Here is a 22,717-nt window from a genome sequence, read left to right as displayed (position 1 = left end):
CCTATTTGATCATCGAAGCCAGATGCTCGGCATGCACCTGATGTTCCTTGAACAGGGTCAGGCCCGTTTCCAGCAGCGATTTGAGCTCTTTATTCTGCGCCGAAGGGATCAAGGTGTTGGCAAGCGCGTCGTTGACCGACTTGTGATAGGCAACTTCGTTTTCGACATAAGCCTTGTCGAATGCTGCGCCTTTGAGTGTCTCCAGCGTCTTCAGTTCCTTATTCGCCTGTGTCGACAGGGACTGGCTGACCGGGTTGTCTTCGGGTGTCACTTTCAGCTTCTTGACGAGGGCGAGCGCCTGGTCGTTGACGGCCTTGTGGTCGCGCTCCATGGTTTTGGCGAAAGCGATGACTTCGGCATTCTTGCTTTTCTTCAGCGCCTGCTCTGCTGCCGTGACATCGATCTGCCCTGCCGTATAGGCGACGTGGGCGATCTGAGGATCGGTCGGCTTGGCGTCGGCGGCGATCGAAGCCGTGCCGAGCGATGCCGCCATCAGGGTGGCGCCGAGAATTCGTTTCAACATGATCTGTCTCCCTTGTGTCGTGACCGAATGCCTTCCGGCGGCAACGGTGATGCGCCTTCGGAAGCGAACGTTGGATGCAGGTTTGTCGAAAAGGTTCCCGGAAATTTCGGACACGGAAAGGGCGCTTGTCATCAATGTCGGTCGCCGACGCGTCAGCCTTTGCCGAGAAAGCGCTGAAGCACGATGGCGTGGTTATGATGCAGATCTTTCGCCCCGTAGAGAAGCGTCGCGTCAGCTTGCCGGATCTGGCGTTTGCTGGCTGAGCCGATACAGGCAATGAGAGGCGGCGCCCAAAATCGCATGGATCCGACGAAGCGCTTTGAAAGCCAGTCGATGACGGATTTCGGGAAAAGCGTCAGGCAGGCGGATATCGTACCCTGCACAAGGCCGGCATAGAGTGGCAATGGCATGGCGTGCGCGCGGTTGGCAAAAACCGCCCAGCTGCCCATTGCCAAAAAGGCGAAGAGAACATGTACGACGCTGCCGCGGAGTAGCCGGTGCAGTGCATTCGGCATCACAGCGACCACCCGTGGCGTACCAGATGGTGCAACAGGTCAGAGACCGTTCTTCATCGCAGCGCGCAACGTATCGTTGATACGATCCTGCCAGCCAGCGCCATTTTCCTGGAAAAAGGCAAGCACATCACTGTCGATCTTGAGCGAAACAAGCTCCTTGACATTTGGCAATGCTGGCCGCTCAACAGCTTGTTCCGCCTTCTTCTTCGCGGGTTTGAACAATGCTTCGGCAGCATCCATTGGATTGACAGGTCGGCGAGGCGGGTTTGCCATGGTTGTCACTTTCTATTGTCTATCGGAGCGACGTGTGAGCGGCATACGTGATGTCGGCCGCTTCGTCGACTATATATCTTGTTTTACGAGAGGGCGATTTAGCCGACCTGCTCGGTCGCCGGCGTGCCGGGCGACAGGTCGTCGTATGGAGCGATGTCTGGTCCTGGCTCCCCCGTCAGCATCGTGAAGGCCTGGCGGCGACGTATCAAAGGGGAAGGCTGATAACCGTCCCTCAATCGCCCATCAAGCCAGTCATATCGAAGACAGCGGCGTTGTCTTGAACCTCGCGCAGCCCCTTGTAGGACGCATGGCGGAGATTGCCGTCATCGGTCCAGCCGCGAAACTCGATCTCGGCAATCAGCGTCGGCTGGACGAAGACGAGGCGCTTGCCCTTCAAGGGAACGACCGGCCGGCTCGTCTTCAGCCGGTCCAGCGTCTTTTTCAGGTGTTCAGCATCCCTGGCAGTGAAACCAGTCCCCACCGACCCCACGTAAACCCAGTCGAAGCCTTGTCTGCCGGCCACAAGCAGGCTGCCGATGCCGCCGCGGGCGGATGCTGACTGCTCATAACCGACGATCATGAAGCTCTCGCTCTGGACGCACTTGATCTTCAGCCAGTCGCCCGTGCGGCCACTGCGGTAGGGCCGGTCGCGATGTTTGGCAATGATGCCTTCCAGATGACGATGGCAGGCGTGCTCGAGGAGGTCTTCGGCCGGCAGGTCTACTTCTTCGGAGATGCGGATCGTCTGATCATCGCCGTCAGGTATCAGGTCTTCAAGCAGGTGCCGGCGTACGTCAAGCTCGGTGCCTGTCAGATCGTGTCCATCGAGATAGAGAAGGTCGAAGGCAACGAGGATTGACTCGGTCGACGCCCGCTTGCCGCCCCGCCCGCCGAGCGAACGTTGCAGGGCGCCAAAATCCGATCGACCGTGATCGTCGAGTACGACGGCCTCGCCATCGAGAATGGCGGTCGTTGCCCCCAGCTCTTTTGCCGCCGCGGCAATGGTGGGGAAGCGATGGGTCCAGTTATGTCCGCCGCGGGTGATGACCCGCACGCCCTTCGGCTCAATATGGATTGCCAATCGATAGCCATCCAACTTCACCTCATAGAGCCAATCCGGCCCCACGGGCACGGTCGGCTTCAGCAGTGCGAGGCAAGGCTCGATGCGCGACGGCATTGGATCGAAGGGCAGGCTAGGCTGGTCGGGATCGCGCTTGCGGATCGGACGAGACTGCAGCGTTGGGTGAGATTCGTCGAGCAAGGGCAGAATTGGGCGGCGCGGGCGCGTCATGATCAGGCCTAGCGCCTTCCGGGGCGGTTTTCCGCTTCGACCGACTTGCGCAGGGCATCCATGATGTTGATGACATTGCTTGGTGCCGGCTCTTGCTTTTCCTTGGACTTGGACGTTGTCCTGCTCGGCTTTTTCATCTGCTTCTTCTTCGCGTCGATGATATCGAGGAGCTTGTCCTGAACCGGATCGGAAACCATCTTCGGGCTCCAGTGCTGCGTCTGCTTTTTGATCAGCTGCTGGACAAGCGGCATCATTTCGCTGTCGGCAGGCTGGTCATCGACTTTCTCGAAATAGATCTCGGCATCTCGCACCTCATCCCCATAACGCAGCGTCCAAAGTACGATGCCCTTGCCGCGTGGCTCCAGCATGACGGCGCGTTCCCGCCTTGAGATTACAAGTCTTGATATGCCGACCATATTCTCGGCGGCCATGGCATCGCGGATGACCGAAAATGCCTCCTGGCCGACCGGATCGTCCGGAGAAAGATAGTAGGGCGTATCGAGCCAGATCCAGTCGACGCCGTCGCGCGGTGCGAAAACTTCGATGTCGATCGTCTTGGTACTGTCGAGTGCAACGTTTTCGAGTTCCTCGTCTTCCAGAATGACATACTCGTTCTCGCCGCGTTGATAGCCCTTCACCTCGTCCTCGTCCCTCACCTCCTTGCCGGTGACGGAATCGACATAATGGCTGACGACGCGGTTCTGCGTCTCTCTGTTCAAAGTGTGGAAGCGGACCTTCTCATTTTCCGACGTCGCCGGCATCATCTGCACTGGGCAGGTGACGAGCGAGAGCTTGAGGTAGCCTTTCCAGTGGGGACGAAGGGCCATCGAATCCTCCAATCAGCTGGCGCGGCGGTGTTGAGCGGCGCCGGTGCCACGCGACTTCGCCGATGTCGCACGCGCTGATTTCTGGCGACCTTTTCCGGCATTGGCGTTAGCTGCAGTGCGCTTGCTCTTGGCGGGCGCGGACATTCCGGCACTTTCACGCAGCGCCTGAAGCAGGTCGCTGGGCTTGGATGCCGGGGGCGTCCTCTTCTTCGGCAGCGTCCGGCCCTCAATCTTAGCTTTCACCAGCTCTGCCACCGCCGCCTCATAGCGGTCGTCGAACTGCTTGGGATCAAATTGGCCTTTTTTCGTGTTGATGATGTGTTTGGCGAGCTCCAGCATCTCACCTTCGATCTTCAGGTCCGGCATTTCCTCGAAAGCCTTTTGCGACGAGCGGACTTCATAGTCATAGTTCAAGGTGGAGCCGACCAAGCCGTTGCCGTGCGGCCGAATGAGAACGGTGCGCAGACGCCGGAACAACACCGTGCGAGCAATTGCAGCAACCCTGGCCTTTTTCATGCCGTCGCGCAGCAGCTTGTAGGCGTCGCCGCCCAACTTGTCGGGAGCAAGGTAATAGGGCTTGTCGAAATAGACATCGTCGACTTCATCGCAGGGAATGAACGCCTCGACCGTAAGTGTCTTGTCGCTGTTCGGAATTGCGGACGCGACTTCGTCGGGTTCAAGCACGACATATCGCCCGTCCTCGATCTCGAAACCTTTGACCTGATCCTCGCGCTCGACGGGATCGCCGGTTTCACTGTCGACGAATTCGCGCCGAACACGATTGCCGGTTTTTCGGTTCAGAGTGTTGAAGGCGATCCGCTCGGAGGAGGATGCCGCAGTGTAGAGCGCGACAGGAAACGCGACTTCTCCAAACTTGATGTAACCTTTCCAATTCGCCCGCGGGGCAACCATCTGCGCGACTCCCTCACACAACCAACGCGATTCAACTGAATCACGTGGCAAATTGTTCCGAGTCGAAACGAATCCAAATTCAATGACTTAACGAGTGGAGATCTCCCGTATTCCGAGTCTGGAGATGTTATTGTTTCGATGACTCTTTTTGTCGCGACGTGCGTTTGAACGAGGCGGCAACCACCAGGATATATCCGGCTTCACCGCCAGCATTGCTCAACGGGCGCTGTACTTCGCGTCGAGATCATCCATGGCCTTGACGTTACCGGCAGAACGGCCGTTCTCGTCGAAGGTCTGGGCAAGAAACGCATCAGCGATAGACTTTGCAAGCTCCGTTCCGATGACGCGGGCTCCCATGGTGATGATCTGCGCATTGTTGGAGAGAGCGGCACGCTCGGCGGAATAGGTGTCGTGCGTCAGGGCGGCGCGGATGCCAGGTACCTTGTTGGCCGAGATGCAGACGCCGATGCCGGTGCCGCAAACGAGGATCGCCTTGTCGTAGGTGCCGTCGATGACGCCTGAGGCGACGCGATCCGAGAGGTTGGCATAGAAAGGATCGGCACCGGCGCTGGTGCGCGAGACCTCGTAGACGTCAAAGCGGTCCTTCAGATGGTCGGCCAGAACCTTGGCGAGGCCTTCGCCGGCGCTGTCTCCTGCAATGGCAAGCTTCATTTTCCTTCTCCTCAGAGTTTGGCGGCGCATTTGGCCAGAATGTCGAGGTAACCTTCGACATTCCAGGCCGAACGGCCGATGAAGAGCCCGTCGATATGCGGGCTCGAGATCAATTCTTCGCAGTTCTGCGGGTTGACCGACCCGCCATAAAGGCAGGGGATCTTCCGGCCTAGCACAGCTTCGGCAACGGCGATGATTTCAGACTGGCGGGCATCCGCATAATCCGCAGTCGCCGGGATGCCCTTCTCGCCGATCGCCCAGACCGGCTCGTAGGCCAGCAGGATTTCGGCGCCTTTCTGGTCGCCAGAAAGTTTCGAAAGCGCGCCGCGCACCTGGGTCGCGAGGATGTCGGCGGCCTTTCCGCTTTCGCGGTCGGAAAGCGTCTCGCCAATGCAGATCAGCGGAATGAGACCGTGGCGAACCGCTGCTTCGGTCTTCAGCCCCACTGTCTCGTCGGTCTCTCCAAAATGTTCGCGCCGCTCGGAATGGCCGAGTTCGACGAGATCGAGATTGCAGTCCTTCAGCATTACGGGCGAGACTTCGCCGGTCCAGGCGCCCTGGTCGGCCCAATGCATGGTCTGCGCGCCGACCTTCACCGAGGTCTTGGCAAGCATCGCCTTGATCTCGCGCACGGCCGTGAAAGACGGAATGACGAAGCGCTGGATACGCGGATCGCGTGCGGCATCGGCAGCTTCGAGACCGCGGGCGAAATGCTCGGCTTCAGCAAGCGTCTTGTTCATCTTCCAACTGGTGCCAATCCAGAAGCGCGGCTTTTCGGTCATGTCGGATCCTGCGTTGATGCGATGGTGAGCGTAATGCCCGCCTGCTCGAATTCCTCCAGGACAGCAGCATCGGGTGCGCTGTCGGTGATAACGGCGTCGAAGTCGGCCAGATCCGCCATGAGATGCAGGGCGGTGTGGCCGATGCGCTGATGATTGACCAGAAGGCAGGTCCTGGTCGACGACGCGATCATTGCCCGCTTGGCGCGCACGACATTATCGTCCATGTGATAGGCCCGCGCGCCGCTGACGGCCGGCGTCGAAATGAAGGCGATGTCGGCCCTCAGCCGCGACAATGCCTCCTCGGTGACGACGCCGAGATAGGCGTTGAATTTCGCCGAGTAGATGCCGCCAAGCGCGATCAAGGTGATGCCGGTTTCGCCTTTCAGCCGCTCCATGATCGCCGCATTGTTGGTGATCAACGTCAGCGGCCGCTTCTGCAGCAGCATTTCCCCGAGCACGGCCGCCATCGAGCCGTCGTTCACCATCACCGTCATCCCCGGCTCGACCAGTTCCAGCGCGGTCTCAGCCATAGCCAGCTTGGCCTCGTTGCCCTGGCGCTCGCGAATGCGGAAATCGCTTTCGAACTGCGTTCCGGCATCAATGGTCGCGCCGCCGCGAACCTTGCGCAGGACGCCGGCCTGCTCGAGATCGTCGAGATCGCGATGGATCGTCATCTTTGACACGGTGAAGCGATCGGCAAGGTCGTCGAGATCGACGGTCTTGTTTTCGACGAGCAGGGTGACGATCAACTGCTGCCGCTCTTCCCGCCTCATCCCGCTCTCCCACCCTCGTTGATGTTAAGATAACGAAGTATGCGTGATAATCAACATTTATTATGTTATTTTGCGATAAAATGTTGTTGTTTTCCCTACTCCAGCAGCGCCTGCGCAGTTCGCTCGTCGGTGATCAGCCCGAAAAGGCGGCGGCTATTCAGAATTGCCCGGACGGCCGCCACTTTCGACTGTCCGCCCGCCAGCGCCACAAGCCGCTCTTTCTTGGTCTTGGGGAAAGACGCAGAGAGCGTGCGCGCCGTCAGCGCAGTGTCGAGGATATGGCCGTCGGCGTCGAAAAAATGTCCGAGGATTTCGCCGACGCCGCCTGCGGCGGCGATGTCGTCAATTTCACCGGGTTCGACCATGCCGGACAAAACCAGTTGCGCCTCGGCATCGACAGTTCCCAGGCCGACGAGCTTCAGATCGGCATTATTGGCAAGATCGAAGACCTCCTTGACGGCACGCTGCGCCTTCAGCACTTCGCGGTCCTCGCCGGTATTGGCGAAAAAGGGAACCGGCATGACATAGGCATGGGCGCCGGTCTTTTCGGCGATGCGATGCATCACATCATAGGGATTGGCGCCATAGTTTCGTGTCAGCCCCCCAAGCAACGAGACGAAGCGCAGGTTCTTCGCGCTCACCCTCGGCATATATTGGACGGCAGCGGAAAGCGTGCGGCCATGACCAAGGCCGATGACCGGGTTGTCGCCGCGCTCGATCTCGCGCTTGAGATAGCCGGCGCCGGCATGGCCGAGTGCGCGCAGCGGCAAGCCTTCTTCGCCGAGATCGGGTGCGACCTCGCAATATTGAAGTCCGAACCGTTCCGAAAGCCGCATCTCCAGCTCGACGCATTCGACGATATCCCCGTCGATGGTGACTTTGACGACGCCATCGGCGACCGCTCTGGCGATCAGACGATGGGCCTTTACCGACGGTACGCCAAGACGGCGAGCGACGTCGGACTGCGTCAGGCCACCGGCATAGTGAAGCCAGGCAGCACGCACGGCAAGCGTATCATCGGCGTCCGTCATCACGGCTCCTTTTCGAAGGTCATGCGGCGATTCCGCCGTATCGCAGTGCTGCCTTTTAAAGATCTCCGCCTCAGATGTTCAAGTCGGCGACGCCGGTGTCGATATGCGGCGCCCAGAAGGCGACGCTTTCGGCGATCTGCGGGATGACCCGGCGATCGTTCGGCTCGCGTTCCTTGAAGGAGAGTTCCAGGCAGATTTCATTGTCTTTTGCTCCACCTTCGGCCAGCGCCTGGAGCAGCGGTGCCGGCTGGATGCGGCCCTTGGCGTTGAATTCGGCGGTGAAGGGCCGGTGCCCGCCCTTGTCCATCAAGCTCTGTTTGATGTGAATGATCGGCGATACCGGCGGGACGGCGCGTGCCCAGGCATAGGGGTCGTAGTCATCGGGATCGGCGGAGGTGATGTCGCCATGATCGATATCCGCCATCATCCACATCGGGATGGCCATTGCGGCTGATGTCAGCCGCTCCTGCAGCGACAGGCAGGCGCCGATCGTCTCGCCGAACTCGCGGCCGATGCTCATCGGTTCCCAGAACATGTAGGAGAGACCTGCGGCACGCGCGTGCTCGGCGACATCGGCCCAACAATCGATGGCGATCTTGATCATTTCCTCGCGTCTGGCCGGATCGTCGAAGTCCTTATAGGTGAAGATCGCAAATTGCGTGCCGACCGAGTGGCCGCCGAGATCGGCGGTAATGTCGGCAAAGGTCTTGAACCAATCGACGTAGTAGCGACGCACATCGGCATCCGGATGTCCAAAATGGTTGAGGCGGCCATAGGGGCCGGTCATACCCGAGGTGACCCGCACGCCGGTGCGCTTCAGGGCAGCAATCATCGTGCGCGTCAGGCGACTAACCACTGGCGCCTGCCAGCTCGGATTGATGAATTCGTGGGTCAGTTGGAGGTCGCGGATCCGCAAATCACGCGCGACCGTATCGATCAGATCGTCTGGGTCGGCAAAGCGGTTCACCAGCGGATTGGTGTTGAGCGAAAGGGTCAGCGGCATGGCGGCATCCTTCAGGCGGCGGCAAGGCGGGTTGAAGCAAACCACTCGCCAAACGCCGCGCGCTCCGCTTCGTTCAGATGGAGGTAGTGTTTGGTGCGGCGAAAGAGGATGTCGTCTGCCGTTTCGGCCCACTCCGTGGCGACGAGATAGCGGGCCTCAGCCTCATAGAACTGTCCGCCGAAATGCCGCCCGAGCCCTTCTATGCCAGTCGCGCCGGCAACCACATTCCTGGCGCGGGCGCCATAGAGACGGCCATAGTGATGCACGAGCTTGCGCGGCATCCAGGGATAGATATCGCGCAGGCTGTTGGCGAAGCTCTCGTAGTCGGCATTCGGAATTTCGCCGCCCGGTAGCGGCGCTTTCTCCGTCCAGTCGCCTCCCATGTTCGGGAAGATGTGCTTCAGGCGCTGCATGCCGCGTTCGGCGAGTTCGCGGAATGTGGTGATCTTGCCGCCGAAGACGTTGAGCAGCGGAGCGCCGCCGGTCTCGTCGAGATCGAAGACATAGTCGCGGGTAACGGCCGACGGGTTGCCCTTGCCATCGTCAAACAGCGGGCGCACGCCGGAGAAGCTGTGCAGCACGTCGTGGCGACGCAGCTTTTCCTTGAAGTAGCGATTGACCGCCTGGAGCAGATACTCGATTTCCGTCTCGTCGGCGGCAACATCCTCGGCCCGGCCTTCGTACGCGATATCGGTCGTCCCGATCAGCGCCTTGTCGCCCTCGTAGGGATTGATGAAAATGACGCGTTTGTCGTGGTTCTGCACCAGATAGGCATTGGCGCCCGCCCAGAACTTCGGCACGATGATGTGGCTGCCCTTGACGAGGCGGACGTTGCGGCCGGAATTCGAACCGGCGACGCGATTGATGATGTCCATTACCCAGGGGCCCGCGCAGTTCACCAGACATTTGGCACGGAAGGTTCGCGTCTCTCCCGTGGCGTTGCTTTTGGTGACGACAGTCCAACCGCCATTCTCGCGGCGGGCCGACACGGCGGGCGAGCGGGTCAACACCAAGGCGCCGTTTTCCGCTGCGCTCAGCGCATTCAAGGTCACGAGGCGGGCGTCGTCGACCCAGCAATCGGAATATTCAAAGCCGCGTGTGTATTGATCGAGGATCGGCGTGCCTTCCGGGTCGCGGAGCAGGTTGAGCGTGCGGGTCCCGGGCAGCTTCTTGCGGCCGCCGAGATGATCATAGAGAAAGAGGCCGAGCCGCACGAGCCATGCTGGTCGATCCTCAGGGCTGTGCGGCAGGACGAAGCGCATCGGCCAGATGATGTGCGGCGCGGCGTTGAGCAGCACTTCACGCTCGATCAGCGCCTCGCGCACCAGGCGGAATTCGTGATATTCGAGGTAACGCAAACCGCCATGCACCAGCTTGCCCGAACGCGACGAGGTTCCCTGTGCCAGATCGTCCTTTTCGCACAGCACGACCTTCAGGCCGCGGCCGGCAGCATCGCGTGCTATCCCCGCGCCGTTGATGCCTCCGCCGATGACGAAGAGATCCAGGAGTTCGGGTTCGGTCATGTCATGCTCCTTCGATGCCTGCTGCATCAGATTTAGGCGCCCACCGGCGACGTCGCTGCGGCTTCGGCAAGCTTGTCCCAAGCAGGCGCCATTGCTTGGCGCACATCGGCATAGGCAGAAAAGAGCCGGTCGAACCGGTGAGCCTCGCTGGCATCCGGCGTCTCCGGATCGCCGAGCAGCGGCGTCACCCAGTCGGCAATGCAATCGTCCATGCTGGAATAGACGCCGACAGCCACCGCGGCCATCATCGCCACGCCGGCCGCCCCCGTCTCCTCGCGGCGCGACTGGCGGATCGGTGCGTTAACGGCGGCCGAGAGTGAGCGGCGAAGGGCGACGGAGCGTGTTGCCCCGCCCGTGACCCGCAGCTCTTCGGGCATCGCGCCCATCGCCGCGTAGCAGTCTCGGGTGGCAAGCCCCAACCCTTCGACCACGCCGCGCAGCAGATCGGGGAAGCTGTGACGCATCGAAAGCCCGGTGAAGCCCGCGCGCGCATTGGCGTTGACGAAAGGCCCACGTTCGCCCGCTTCGGAAATGTAGGGATGGTAGAGCACCGCTCCCGGTCGGCTTTCTGCAAACCAGCCGTCGATACGCGCAATGAGGTCTGCATGCGAAGCAGGCTTGCCTGCCTCGGCCATCAGATAGGCGGCAACGCCGAGGATCCAGTCTATGTTGATCGTGGCGCCCATATTCGTCTGGACCTGGGTGACGATGCCGGGGATGGGCAGGGCGATCACATAGCCGGTGCCCTCACTATTGAGCTGAACGTCGGCAACGGACTTGGCGCGCAAGTGCACGCCGGTGGAGCCGATCGTCGAGCAGGCGGCGTTGCGAGCGCCGCTGCGCACGCCTGCGCCAAGCGCCGTCATCACCATGTCGACATAACCGAGGCAGACCGGCGTTCCGGCAAGAAGCCCGCAGGCCTCCGCCGCCTCTGGTGTCAGCTTGTGGCTGATCTCGCTGCCGTCGATGATTTCGGGCAGGAGCCCGCGTCTATGGTCAAGACCGAGCGCGTCGATCACGACGGCATCATACTGGCGCGTTCTGAAATTGCCGAAGGTGAAACTTGCCTCCGATGGATCGGTTGCCCGCACGCCTGTAAGGTTGAGATAGAGCCAGTCCTTGCAGTGCAGCGCCGCCTCTGCCCGATCGAGAAGATCCGGCGTGAAGCGGTCCATATGGGCAAGTTGCGCGCCCTGCTGGCAAGTGTTGAGACCGGTGCCCGTCGCCTCGAAGCGGGCACGGTTCTGCGTTCCGCCGGTAAGCGACGTGACTGTCGGCGCGGCACGCGCGTCGAGCCACAGCCAGGCATCGGCAACCGGCCTATTGCCGCGGCCGACGAGCCAGGTGCCATCGCCCTGTCCGGTGACGGCGATGGCTGCGGTGCGGGATGCAAGATCAGGGACTTTTTCGCCAAGGCCACGCAACGCGCTGGCGCAATCGAGCCAGGTCTGATCGAGCGACTGCGTCGCCGAGCCATCGTCTCCGGTGGCGTATCGGTTGCGAACGGAGGCCGTGGCAATCTGGCGTCCGGACGGATCGAAGGCGACGGCCTTGATGACCGAGGTGCCGGCATCTATGCCAATGATGATCTTCCGGGTCGATGTCATCGCAGGCCTATCTCGCCACCATTGCAAGCGCCGCGGCGGACAATACGCGCATCAAATTCATCTGAAGTCCTCCCGATCCCTAAACTCATCTGGGATGATGCATCCGACTGCCAACTTCGGCCCTTCCACGGGTAACGGCAAGCGCGCCGCCTTTGACAAGTTCCAGATCTGGCACGCAGCCGAAACCTCGCTGAGCTCGTTCGAAAACATAACATAACGATACCACAATTCCAGTAAGATTTTTCTAGCGATGTAATTTTTTTCATTTAAAATGGAGGAGCAAGGAGTTTACTGCCGCGCTGTCGAGCTATCGGCGTGGGGCATCGAAAACGATAGTGCGCGCAATGATCGATCTGTGAATTTTTGAACGGAAATCAGATAGATGATTGCATCGCTCGACCGAATGACAAGTGTAAAGGCGACTGCATTTTCTGCCACTTTTTGCTGCGCCGCAGCGTGATGAACAAGATGTGAGTCCGTGCCTTTTGGTCAAGTTGCTGCGATAGTGCCGTTGACAGTTCGTAAAATTTATAACATCATTTCTGGCATAAGTAACATATTTCTATCACGGAAGTGGGTTCCTGATGGAGAATTTGCAGAGCCAGGCGGTTGGAGGAGACAGTCGCCGGTCTTGTTGAGGAGGCTTCCAATGCGAATTTTCGTCCAAAGTTGCGCTCTTGCGGGTGGCCCGCCGGCTTCTGTTCCGGTGCGGCGCAATGCTTCAGCCCGCCTGCGATCATCGTCGCGCTAACCCTCTCCATCTCGCCATTCCAAGCCAAGGCCGTCCGGACATGAGTACATCGCCCGATTATCCAGCATCAAAGCCGAGCAGCGGCAATCGCGGGCTCCTTGTCAGCGCGGCGTTGGCGGTCATCGTCGTTGCAGCGATCGCGTTCGATACGGCGGTCGTCAGGATCGGTTCCGAAAACGATGCCCGCCAGCAGGCATTCTCTCCGGAAACCTTCGGCGCCGAGCAGTTCCCGAAGATCAAGGCAAATGTCGAGGAACGGGCGATTGCAGCCGCCGATCTCGCGGCCGCCATTGCCGCCGACAAGAAGGCGGCGGCCGAGAAATACGGCACTGCGACGAGCACTGGACCGGTCATTCCCGTCACGCTGACCGGCGTTTTCGGCGCCCGCAAGTCGAACACCAACGAAATGAAGATCGATGGGTTGCCTCCCGAGACGGCGGTCCGTGTCCAGACCGGCCCTGCGGTCAACGGCACGGACCTCCGCGATGCAACCGGCACCATCGAATTCGGCCAGTTTACCAACCAGATCCAGTATCAGGATGCCGGCTCGGCCATCAATAACGAGATGAAGAAATCGGTTTTCGCGGGCCTGGATGCTGACGCGCTGGACGGAAAACAGGCGACCGTGGTCGGCGTCTTCAAGCTCATCAACCCGAAGAACTGGCTCGTCACGCCGGTGAAGGTCGAGCTCAAATGAGCCAGCCGCAACGCAGCAACGGCGCGAAAGGCGAGGTCGTCCTCGCTGCCCGCAATATCGCAAAATCCTACGGCAACGTTCACGCCCTCAAGGGAGTGAACTTCGACATCCATCGCGGCCAGGTCACAACGCTGTTCGGGGAGAACGGCGCGGGCAAGTCGACCTTGATGAAGATCCTTTCGGGTGTCGCGCAGCCAAGCTCCGGCGAGATCATTCTCGACGGCTCGCCGATCAGCTTTACTTCGTCCACCCATGCGCGCGAGTGCGGGATCTCCATCATTCACCAGGAACTCAGCCTGGCCCCCAATCTCAGTGTTCGCGACAATATTTTCATGGGCCGGGAGATCATCAAAGGCGGTGTCGTCGACTTCGCTGAAGAGGCGCGTCAGACCCGCGCGCTGATGGAAGAGCTCGAGGAAGACATCGATCCGCTGACGCGCGTCGAGGATCTTCGCCTCGGCCAGCAGCAGATTGTCGAGATTGCCCGGGCGCTCTCCGTCAACTCGCGCATCCTGATCATGGACGAGCCGACCTCGGCGCTGAGCGCGACCGAGGTGGAAGTGCTCTTCAAGGTCATCCACGACCTGACGAGCCGAGGCGTGTCGATCGTCTACATCTCGCATCATCTGGAAGAGGCGCTGCAGATCACCAATCACGCCGTCGTTCTGCGCGACGGAAACATGACGGCCTATGCCGAGCGCAAGGATATCGATCTCGAATGGATCGTCCGCAACATGGTCGGCGAGAATTTCGACCTCGGCAGCCCGCCGGAAGGCCACCCGTTCGGAAACGTCTCGCTTTCCATCGAAAATCTCAGTGTCCCCGGCCCCTCCGGCGCTGCCTATAATGCAGTCGATCGTCTGTCTCTTAAGGTGCGTGCCGGCGAAATCGTCTGCATCTACGGGCTAATGGGCGCCGGGCGCACGGAACTGCTCGAGTGTATTGCCGGACGTCTGCGCGCAAGTGGCGGACAGGTTCTGCTCGAAGGACAGGACGTCAGTGGGCTCAGCATCGCCGGGCGCATTGCCAGCGGTCTCGTGCTCGTGCCCGAAGATCGCCAGCGCGACGGCCTCGTCCAGACGATGACGGTCGGCTCCAATCTGTCGCTTGCTAGTATCCGCGCCTTCACCAAAGGGATTTTCACCTCCGGCCATCGGGAGCGCGATCTCGTCAATGACGCGATCCGGCGGGTGCATGTGAAAACCGATGGCGGTGCAGCTTCGATCGGCTCGCTCTCCGGCGGCAACCAGCAGAAGGTCGTCATCGGCAAGATGCTGGCAACCCAGCCGAAGGTCATCCTGCTCGATGAGCCAAGCCGCGGCATCGATATCGGCGCCAAGGCGGAAGTTTTCAAGTTGCTCGCGGAGCGCGCCAAGCAGGGATTGGCGGTCATCTATTCGACGTCCGAAGTCAATGAATGCCTGAGCATCGCGCACCGCATCATCGTCATGCATCGCGGCAGGATATCGGCCGAGTTCGGCTCGGATGTCACCAAGGAAAAGATCATGGCCGCCTCCGGCGAAGCCGTGGTCGCGCACTAGCCTGAGTATGGAGCACTGATTATGTCAGTCACGAACGTCACCGAAAAGAAATCAGTTTCCAGCGGGCCGAAGCGCAATACCAATATCGTGCGTCTCATCCTGGAGGGACGGGCCTTCTTCGCGCTGATCGTCATCATCGCGGTCTTCTCGTTCCTGTCGCCCTATTACTTCACGCTGAACAACTTCCTGATCATGGCGTCGCACGTCGCGATCTTCGGCATTCTGGCGATCGGCATGCTGCTCGTCATCCTGAACGGCGGCATCGACCTTTCGGTCGGTTCGACGCTTGGGCTTGCAGGCTGCATCGCCGGTTTCCTGATGCAGGGCGTCACGCTCACCTATTTCGGCGTCATTCTCTATCCGCCGGTTTGGGCCGTCGTCGTCATCACATGTGCGCTCGGTGCGCTGGTCGGTGCGGTCAACGGCGTGCTGATCGCCTATCTCAAGGTGCCGGCCTTCGTCGCCTCGCTCGGCGTGCTCTACGTGGCCCGCGGTATCGCGCTTTTGATGACCAACGGCCTGACCTACAACAATCTCGGCGGCCGTCCGGAACTCGGCAATACCGGCTTCGACTGGCTCGGCTTCAACCGGCTCGCAGGCATTCCGATCGGGGTCATCGTGCTTGCGGTTCTCGCGATCGTTTGCGGCATCGTGCTGAGCCGCACCGCCTTCGGCCGCTGGCTCTACGCCTCAGGTGGTAACGAGCGTGCCGCCGACCTCTCCGGTGTCCCGGTCAAGCGCGTGAAGATCATCGTCTATGTGCTTTCGGGCGTCTGTGCTGCGATTGCCGGCCTGGTCCTCTCCTCGCAGCTGACCTCAGCCGGTCCGACGGCAGGCACAACCTACGAACTGACGGCGATCGCAGCCGTGGTCATCGGCGGCGCGGCGCTGACCGGCGGCCGCGGTACGGTCCGCGGCACCATGCTCGGCGCCTTCGTCATCGGCTTCCTTTCGGACGGCCTCGTGATCATCGGCGTCTCGGCCTACTGGCAGACCGTATTTACCGGCGCCGTGATCGTTCTCGCCGTCCTCATGAACAGCATCCAATACGGCCGCCGGGTCAAATCGTCCTGACGGCTGAGACCGAAACTTATCCACGACGGCAGGCTGGAGTCCAGAAAGCCGATTGGGGAAAGCAACGCCGGATCACCGGCAATAACTGAGCTCACGAATGGGAGAGAGACTATGTTTAAGAAAGGCATGCGCATACTTCTGGCCGCCGCGGCCGTAGCACCGCTTCTGGCAAGCTCGGCTTGGGCAGCGGGTATGATGACGATCATCGTCAACGATCCGTCGAATCCCTATTGGCTGACGGAAGGCAATGTCGCCAAGGCAACCGCCGAAAAGCTGGGCTACACGGCCTCGGTCAACGCCCACAAGGGTGACACCAATACCGAAAGCAACCTGATCGATACGGCGATCACCAACAAATCGGTGGCGATCATCCTCGACCCGGCAAACGCCGACGGTTCCGTCGGTGCGGTCAAGAAGGCCGTTGCTGCCGGCATCCCGGTCATCCTCGTCAACGCCGAAATCAACCAGGAAGGCCTGGCGAAGGCGCAGCTTGTTTCCAACAACGCACAAGGTGCCGCCCTCGGCGCGCAGCAATGGGTCGAAGCAATCGGCGACAAGGGCAACTATGCCGAACTCTTCGGCGCACCGTCAGACAACAACGCGGCAACGCGGTCGAATGGCTACGAAACTGTCCTTTCGCAGTATCCGGATCTGAAGAAGGTCGCCAAGGAAGTTGCCAACTGGGACCGCACCCAGGGCCACAACAAGATGCAGTCCATGCTGCAGGCCAACCCGGATATCGTCGGCGTCATCTCGGGCAATGACGAAATGGCGCTCGGTGCGATCGCCGCACTCAAGGAAGCCGGCAAGCTCGCCAATGTGAAGGTCGGCGGCTTCGACGGTTCGCCGGATGCCGTTGCCGCCATCAAGGCGGGCGAACTCCAATACACCGTCCTCCAACCGGTTGCCGTCTTCTCCGAAGAAGCCGTCAAGCAGGCAGACAATCTGATCAAGACGGGTAACACGGGTGCCAAGAGCGAAAAACAGCTCTTCGATTGCCTGTTGATCACCAAGGACAACATCGACAAGTACACTGGCCCGTTCGTTCTGGCGCAGTAAACGGTAAAGGGGCGCTCGTTAGAGCGCCCTCATTTTCATGCTGGAAGCGATGGCCCACGATCCAACCGCCGGTTGCGCTTCGCCTTTTTGCCTTGGCGCGGCAATCACTGTACGAAGCTGGGATCCATAATTCAGCGACAGGGGTGACCCGTGACACAGAAGACCAGCCGGGACGACGATCTGTTGGACCAGCTCACCAGCGACAGCCGGCAGACGCGCCAGATCGCGCGCCGCCGCATGATTGCAGAGGCCGTGATGGGTGAAGGCTCGATGCGGATTGAAGACCTGACCGACCGCTTTGGGATCAGCCTGATGACGGCTCATCGCGATGTCGATGAACTCGTCAGCCGCGGCCTCTTCAGGAAGACGCGCGGTATCGTCACGGCGGCGGCGACCAATCTCATCGAATCCAGCGACGTCTATCGCTCGCACCGTCAGTCGGCCGAAAAGAAGCTGATCGCCGAGGCGGCAATGCAGTTCGTCGAACCGGGGCAGGCGATCTTTTTCGATGACTCGACCACGGTTCTTCAGATGGCGGCGCATCTGCCTTCGAAGGCGCCGGTCACGGCAATTACCAATTCCCTGACTCTGATGAATGCGCTGACGGGCCTGCACGACGTGACGCTGCTCGCCCTCGGCGGCCAGTATTACAATTGGTGCAATGCCTTCATGGGTCGCATGACCATCAACGAGATCAAGGCTCTCAGGGCAGATGTCGCGTTCATCTCGATGTCGGCGATCAGCGATGGCACGGTGCTGCACCAGTCTCCTGAAACAGTCGATACCAAGCGCGCCATGTTCGACTGTTCCGTAAAACGCATCCTGCTTGCCGATCATACCAAGTTCGAACGGCGCGCACTCCACAGTTTCGCAGCACTGGATGAGTTCGACGTCGTTATCGTCGACGACAAGACCCAGCCGGTGCACATAGACCGCATGCGGTCCAGAGATATCAACGTGGTCATCGCCAGGGGCGCCGGAGGGCGCTCCTGACGGCGCCGGCCGTTGCCCCTCATGAGGTAAATTTAAATGCCGACACTGCTCGGGATCGATAGTGGTTTGACAGTCACCAAGGCGGTCATCTTCGATATCGACGGCACGCCGCTTGCAGCCGCGCGTCGCCGTGTCACGCAGTTCATTCCGAAGGCCCACCATATCGAGCGCGACATGGATGAATTATGGAGCGCGACGGCCGATGCCATCCGCGAAGCGATTTCGCTCAGCGGGCGGCCAGCAAGCGACATAGAGGGCATTGCCGCTACCGCGCACGGAGACGGTATCTACCTGCTCGATCACGCCCAACAGCCGCTCGGCCGGGCAATTCTCTCGCTGGACAGCCGGGCAGGGGCGATCATCGACCGGTGGACGCAGAGCGATGTCGCCGACCTGGCGATCGAGCTGACGGGACAGATCCCGCATGTCTCCGCTCCATCGGCATTGCTGGCCTGGATCCGCGAAATGGAGCCTGAGCGCTACAAGCGCATTGGCCATTTCTGCAGCTGCAAGGACTGGCTGCGGTTCTGCCTGACCGGGGTCATCGGTACGGACCGCACCGAAGCCAGCACTTCCTTCACCAATGTCAAAACGCAGAACTACAGTGAGGACGCCCTTCGTCTGTTTGGATTGCAGGATCTCGTCCACGCCCTGCCGCCAGCCTCGCGCTCCGACCAGATCGTCGGACGCGTGACCCGTGATGCCGCGCAGCTGACGGGCCTTGCCGAAGGAACGCCTGTCGTTGCCGGTCTGCACGACGTCACGGCCTCGGCGCTCGGGGCAGGGGGTTATGCCAAGGGCGTTGTCGCAGTCATTGCCGGGACCTATTCGATCAACGAGACGCTTTCGTCGGAACCGCGTGTCGACCGGCGCTGGTTCTGCCGCAACGGGATTGCGCCCGGCATCTGGAACAGCATGTCGATCTCCCCTGCATCGACAGCCAATTACGACTGGTTTCTGGACACGCTCTGCGCTGCCGAGCGAACGAATGGCGAGCTGCAAGGCAACTCGATCCACGCCCTGCTGGCGCCCGAGATCGATGCCGCCTTCGAGCGCCCCTCGACGGCGCTCTTCCATCCCTATCTGTTCGGCTCGCCTTATGGCGCGGCGGCGAGCGCCGGCTTCTTCGGGCTCGGTGGATGGCACGACCGCGGCGACATGCTGCGCGCCGTGCTTGAAGGCATCGCCTTCAATCATCGTATCCATGTCGACGCGCTTCGCGACGGCTTTGCCTTCGATCAGGCGCGGCTCGCCGGTGGCGTCTCGCGCAATCCTGCCGTCGTGCAGATGTTTGCCGATGTGCTTGGCATGCCGGTCACGGTAACCGAGACGGATGAGGCAGCCGCCTGGGGTGCTGCGCTTTGTGCCGGCTCCGGCGCCGGTATCTTTGCCGATCCGCAGAGCGATCCGCGCGACACCGCCTCCATCGCGAAGACTTGCCGCCCGGATGCGGCTCGCAGCGCGGATTATGAAAAGCGTTACCAGGTGTTCCGCGACATTGCCGACGCGATGATCCCCCTTTGGCCTAGGATTGCCGCGCTTGCACCGGAGCAATCGGCAAACTGAAAAGACAAATGCCTGCTGCGGCGGGCGATTTAGGACGATGAGCATGACCCCCGATTTGCAGCAGCGCTTCTCGAACCTCGGCGAGAACGATATCGACGTTTTGATCATCGGGGCGGGCATCAACGGCGCCGGCCTGTTCCGTGACCTCTCGCTACAGGGTGTCAATTGCCTGATCGTCGACAAGGCCGACTTTGGCTCCGGCACGAGCGCCGCACCATCGCGGCTCATTCACGGCGGCCTGAAATATCTGGAAACGGGTGAGTTCGGACTGGTTGCGCAGTCGACGCTTGAGCGCAACCTCCTGCTCAAGAACGCGCCGCATTGCGTCGAACCGCTGCCGACCTTCATTCCGGTCTTTTCCTGGACCCGCGGCATCTGGGCAGCGATCAGGACACTCTTCGGGTCGAAGACGGCGCCACGCAGCCGTGGTGCGGTTCTCATCAAGATCGGGCTTCGGCTCTACGACTTCTTCGGTTCGCGCGACCAAGTCATGCCGCGTCACCGGCTGATCCTGAAGAAACAGGCGCGCAGAGAGATGCCGCATATTACCCCCGCCATCGTCGCCGGCGGCATCTATTACGATGCCAAGATCAGCAGGCCGGAGCGGCTCGTCTATGAGCTCGTGCGTGATGGTCTCGATGCGAATGCGAGGAGCCTCGCGGCAAATTTCGCGACACTGGCTGCCGTTTCAGAAGGGCGTTTGACCTTCCGGCAGCCCGATGGTCGCGAGTTCAGCGTCGCTCCCAAACTGGTCGTCAATGCGGCAGGTCCTTGGATCGATCAGGTCAACGCTTTGCTCGGCGCTCCATCGCGGCTGATCGGCGGCACGAAGGGTTCCCATATCCTGCTTGACCATCCCGAATTGGTGCGAAGCCTCAACGGCCATATGATCTATTTCGAGGCCGACGACGGCCGCATCTGCCTGGTCTACGACTATCTCGGGCTGGCGCTGGTCGGGTCAACCGACATTCCGGCAGGTGATCCGGACAATGTCTCGTGCGAGGAGCCCGAAACGGAGTATTTCCTCGAAAGCATCCGCTCGCTGCTGCCGACGCTCCGCTTCGATCGCGACCAGATCGTTTACAGCTATAGCGGCATCCGCCCGCTGCCGGCATCGGATGCGACCGCACCGGGGCTGATCAGTCGCGACCACTCCGCGCCGGTGAAGGAACCCGAGGACGGCAGACCGTTTCCGGTCATTTCGCTGGTCGGAGGCAAGTGGACGACGTTCCGCGGTTTTGCGGAAGAGGTCGCCGACACCGTTCTCTCCCGGCTGCAGCGCCGCCGCAGCCAGTCGACACGCTATCTGGCGATCGGCGGCGGCAAGGTCTTTCCGGTTGATGCTGAGCAGCGTAACGCCTGGATCAGCGATACCGCGGCGCGCAGCGGCGTTGCTGCCGAGCGTGCCGACGAACTGCTCCGCCGCTACGGCACGACGGCCGCGGCCCTGCTTTCTTCTCCTTCGGCCTATTCCGACGAGCAGCGCCTGACGGGTGCGCCGCATTACAGCCTCCGCGAGATCGACTGGATCGTCCGGAACGAAATCGCCGTCCATCTGTCGGACATCGTGATGCGCCGCACGACGCTTGCGATCGAGGGTCGGTTGACGCTGGAAGGCTTGCGGGAAATCGCCGGCGTTGCCGGGGCAGCGCTCGATTGGAATGCCGAACGGACGGCCAGCGAAATCCAGGACGTTGTCAGCCAGCTGAGCCGCTTCCACGGCCAAACGCTGACGGGCAAGCCTGCCGCCGCCGGGCCGGAAAAGGCCGCACGCCCGGCCGCAGGCTAGAACAGGATGATTTAGGCCGGGTCGGCCTAAAATCTGAATCCTGTTCTACATTATATAGTTAGAGCATGATGTCGTCCGAAAACCGCTTCACACTTTTCGGCATCATGCTCTAGCCCAGTTTCAGGAGAAAGCCGGATCGAGGGAACCGGATTTATAACGCTTCGCCATTTCCGAAACGGGAAGGGGCGTGATGCGGCCAGCCATGCCGGCAGTGCCGAACTGTTCGAACCGCTCCTTGCAGAGCTTGGTCAGCGCCGTCATTGCCGGCTTCAGATATTTGCGCGGGTCGAACTCGCTTGGGTCCTCCTGCAGCACGCGGCGGATCTGACCGGTCATCGCCATTCTGCCATCGGTGTCGATATTGACCTTACGCACGCCGTTCTTGATGCCGCGCTGGATTTCCTCGACCGGGACTCCCCATGTCGGCTTCATCTGGCCGCCATACTTGTTGATGATCTCCTGCAGCTCGATCGGGACCGAGGACGAGCCATGCATGACGAGATGCGTGTTCGGGAGCTTGCGGTGAATTTCTTCGATGACGTTCATCGCCAGCACCGAACCGTCCGGCTTGCGGGTGAACTTGTAGGCGCCATGCGATGTGCCCATCGCTATAGCGAGCGCATCGACCTTGGTTTCGCGCACGAACTTCACGGCTTCGTCCGGATCGGTCAGTAGCTGGTCATGCGAAAGCTTGCCCTCGGCGCCGTGGCCGTCCTCGGCCTCGCCCATGCCAGTCTCCAGGGAACCGAGAACGCCGAGTTCGCCTTCAACCGAGATGCCGCCGAAATGCGCCATATCGGTCACCATTTTGGTGACGCCGACATTATAGGCCCAGTCGGCAGGCGTCTTGGCGTCCGCCTTCAGCGAACCATCCATCATCACCGAAGTGAAACCCGCCTGGATCGCCGTCATGCAGTTGGAGGGATCGTTGCCGTGATCGAGATGCACGCAGACCGGAATATGCGGATAGATTTCAACGACGGCATCCATCATATGCTTCAGCATGATGTCATGGGCGTAGGCGCGGGCTCCGCGCGACGCCTGCATGATAACCGGCGCCTGACACGCGTCCGCGGCTTCCATGATGGCGAGCGCCTGCTCCATGTTGTTGATGTTGAAAGCAGGAACGCCGTAGCCTTCCTCCGCAGCATGGTCGAGCAGTTGCCTCAGCGTAATGCGTGCCATCCAAGATTCCCCCATATCGATGGTCGATCGAAACGCCGCCATCTCTTCGAAACTAGAGCCCGGGCGCGAGCCGTTCAAGCATCTTATTTTAATTGGCAAAATGGCATAGGAGGAGGAATGTAACAAGCAATAATAACAATATCACAACGAGCATGATATTTCTCAGCAGTCATTTCATATCCACGCGCCGAATGAAATTCCAGACATGTGCTGAAGAGATGGGGCGCATGGTCTTGCCGGCGATGACGAGAGCTCTTCAGCCAGACACCTCGCGCGGCCGCTGCGGTTATGGCTTGTGGCCAATCGCAGACGGCCAACATGGGCGTCGGT

The 22,717-nt window shown here is 60.6% G+C and carries 21 protein-coding genes; 7 read left to right on the top strand and 14 right to left on the bottom strand.

Annotated features, from left to right (window positions below):
* Position 1: 1 nt before the first annotated feature.
* The 13 genes from N2A41_RS24615 to N2A41_RS24555 all read right to left on the bottom strand — a co-directional run bounded on the left by N2A41_RS24615 (position 2) and on the right by N2A41_RS24555 (position 11,732).
* On the bottom strand, positions 2-523 hold the full coding sequence (locus N2A41_RS24615; protein WP_026154531.1) for a DUF4142 domain-containing protein: 522 nt from the start codon (positions 521-523) through the stop codon (positions 2-4).
* A gap of 152 nt (positions 524-675) precedes the next feature.
* Positions 676-1,038, bottom strand: a complete 363-nt coding sequence (locus tag N2A41_RS24610) for a hypothetical protein (RefSeq protein WP_245268437.1) — start codon at positions 1,036-1,038, stop codon at positions 676-678.
* Between the two features lie 39 nt (positions 1,039-1,077).
* Complete coding sequence (locus N2A41_RS24605) at positions 1,078-1,311, bottom strand: BrnA antitoxin family protein (RefSeq protein ID WP_017967811.1); 234 nt, start codon at positions 1,309-1,311, stop codon at positions 1,078-1,080.
* Positions 1,312-1,543: 232 nt separating this feature from the next.
* A complete protein-coding gene (ligD, locus tag N2A41_RS24600; RefSeq protein WP_017967812.1) occupies positions 1,544-2,602 on the bottom strand; it encodes a non-homologous end-joining DNA ligase in 1,059 nt (352 codons plus the stop codon).
* Between the two features lie 8 nt (positions 2,603-2,610).
* Entirely contained in the window at positions 2,611-3,429 is an 819-nt protein-coding gene (gene ku / locus N2A41_RS24595; protein WP_260111323.1) for a non-homologous end joining protein Ku, read from the bottom strand.
* Positions 3,430-3,441: 12 nt separating this feature from the next.
* Positions 3,442-4,341: a non-homologous end joining protein Ku gene (gene ku, locus N2A41_RS24590; RefSeq protein ID WP_017967814.1), complete on the bottom strand. Its 900-nt coding sequence runs from the start codon at positions 4,339-4,341 to the stop codon at positions 3,442-3,444.
* Between the two features lie 216 nt (positions 4,342-4,557).
* Entirely contained in the window at positions 4,558-5,013 is a 456-nt protein-coding gene (gene derI, locus N2A41_RS24585) for a D-erythrulose-4-phosphate isomerase (protein WP_003562478.1), read from the bottom strand.
* 11 nt (positions 5,014-5,024) lie between these two features.
* On the bottom strand, positions 5,025-5,795 hold the full coding sequence (locus N2A41_RS24580) for a triose-phosphate isomerase (protein ID WP_222295865.1): 771 nt from the start codon (positions 5,793-5,795) through the stop codon (positions 5,025-5,027).
* Positions 5,792-6,568, bottom strand: a complete 777-nt coding sequence (locus tag N2A41_RS24575; protein WP_260111322.1) for a DeoR/GlpR family DNA-binding transcription regulator — start codon at positions 6,566-6,568, stop codon at positions 5,792-5,794. The genes N2A41_RS24580 and N2A41_RS24575 overlap by 4 nt, the downstream gene beginning before the upstream one ends.
* A gap of 95 nt (positions 6,569-6,663) precedes the next feature.
* Complete coding sequence (locus tag N2A41_RS24570; protein WP_260111321.1) at positions 6,664-7,599, bottom strand: sugar-binding transcriptional regulator; 936 nt, start codon at positions 7,597-7,599, stop codon at positions 6,664-6,666.
* A 70-nt stretch (positions 7,600-7,669) separates the two neighbouring features.
* Entirely contained in the window at positions 7,670-8,602 is a 933-nt protein-coding gene (locus tag N2A41_RS24565) for a sugar phosphate isomerase/epimerase family protein (protein ID WP_260111320.1), read from the bottom strand.
* 11 nt (positions 8,603-8,613) lie between these two features.
* Positions 8,614-10,125 carry a glycerol-3-phosphate dehydrogenase gene (locus N2A41_RS24560; protein ID WP_260111319.1) on the bottom strand — a complete coding sequence of 504 codons (1,512 nt, stop codon included), beginning with the start codon at positions 10,123-10,125 and terminating at the stop codon, positions 8,614-8,616.
* A gap of 32 nt (positions 10,126-10,157) precedes the next feature.
* Positions 10,158-11,732 (bottom strand): FGGY-family carbohydrate kinase, encoded by a 1,575-nt coding sequence (locus N2A41_RS24555; protein WP_260111318.1) that lies wholly within the window; start codon positions 11,730-11,732, stop codon positions 10,158-10,160.
* Positions 11,733-12,523: 791 nt separating this feature from the next.
* Between N2A41_RS24555 and N2A41_RS24550 the strand changes: the two genes are divergently transcribed.
* The 7 genes from N2A41_RS24550 (at position 12,524) to N2A41_RS24520 (ending at position 21,202) form a co-directional block, all read left to right on the top strand.
* The gene (locus N2A41_RS24550) at positions 12,524-13,180 is read left to right on the top strand and encodes a DUF2291 domain-containing protein (protein ID WP_260111317.1); all 657 of its coding nucleotides are present in this window, start codon (positions 12,524-12,526) and stop codon (positions 13,178-13,180) included.
* Entirely contained in the window at positions 13,177-14,721 is a 1,545-nt protein-coding gene (locus N2A41_RS24545) for a sugar ABC transporter ATP-binding protein (protein ID WP_260111316.1), read from the top strand. The genes N2A41_RS24550 and N2A41_RS24545 overlap by 4 nt, the downstream gene beginning before the upstream one ends.
* Positions 14,722-14,742: 21 nt before the next feature.
* Complete coding sequence (locus N2A41_RS24540; protein ID WP_003550838.1) at positions 14,743-15,795, top strand: ABC transporter permease; 1,053 nt, start codon at positions 14,743-14,745, stop codon at positions 15,793-15,795.
* 111 nt (positions 15,796-15,906) lie between these two features.
* On the top strand, positions 15,907-16,854 hold the full coding sequence (locus tag N2A41_RS24535) for a D-ribose ABC transporter substrate-binding protein (protein WP_003550839.1): 948 nt from the start codon (positions 15,907-15,909) through the stop codon (positions 16,852-16,854).
* Between the two features lie 150 nt (positions 16,855-17,004).
* Entirely contained in the window at positions 17,005-17,847 is an 843-nt protein-coding gene (locus tag N2A41_RS24530; protein WP_260111315.1) for a DeoR/GlpR family DNA-binding transcription regulator, read from the top strand.
* A gap of 36 nt (positions 17,848-17,883) precedes the next feature.
* On the top strand, positions 17,884-19,413 hold the full coding sequence (locus N2A41_RS24525; RefSeq protein WP_260111314.1) for an FGGY-family carbohydrate kinase: 1,530 nt from the start codon (positions 17,884-17,886) through the stop codon (positions 19,411-19,413).
* Positions 19,414-19,450: 37 nt separating this feature from the next.
* Positions 19,451-21,202: a glycerol-3-phosphate dehydrogenase/oxidase gene (locus N2A41_RS24520; protein ID WP_260111313.1), complete on the top strand. Its 1,752-nt coding sequence runs from the start codon at positions 19,451-19,453 to the stop codon at positions 21,200-21,202.
* A 120-nt stretch (positions 21,203-21,322) separates the two neighbouring features.
* On the opposite strand, the gene fba is transcribed toward N2A41_RS24520, so the two are convergent.
* Positions 21,323-22,387 (bottom strand): class II fructose-bisphosphate aldolase, encoded by a 1,065-nt coding sequence (gene fba / locus N2A41_RS24515; protein ID WP_003550843.1) that lies wholly within the window; start codon positions 22,385-22,387, stop codon positions 21,323-21,325.
* Positions 22,388-22,717 lie beyond the last annotated feature (330 nt).

The sequence above is a fragment of the Rhizobium sp. SRDI969 genome, from assembly GCF_025152725.1.
Taxonomy (GTDB): Bacteria; Pseudomonadota; Alphaproteobacteria; order Rhizobiales; family Rhizobiaceae; genus Rhizobium; species Rhizobium leguminosarum_I.
The sequence above is the reverse complement of the archived record's forward strand: the minus strand, read 5'-3'. Positions and strand labels throughout refer to the sequence as shown.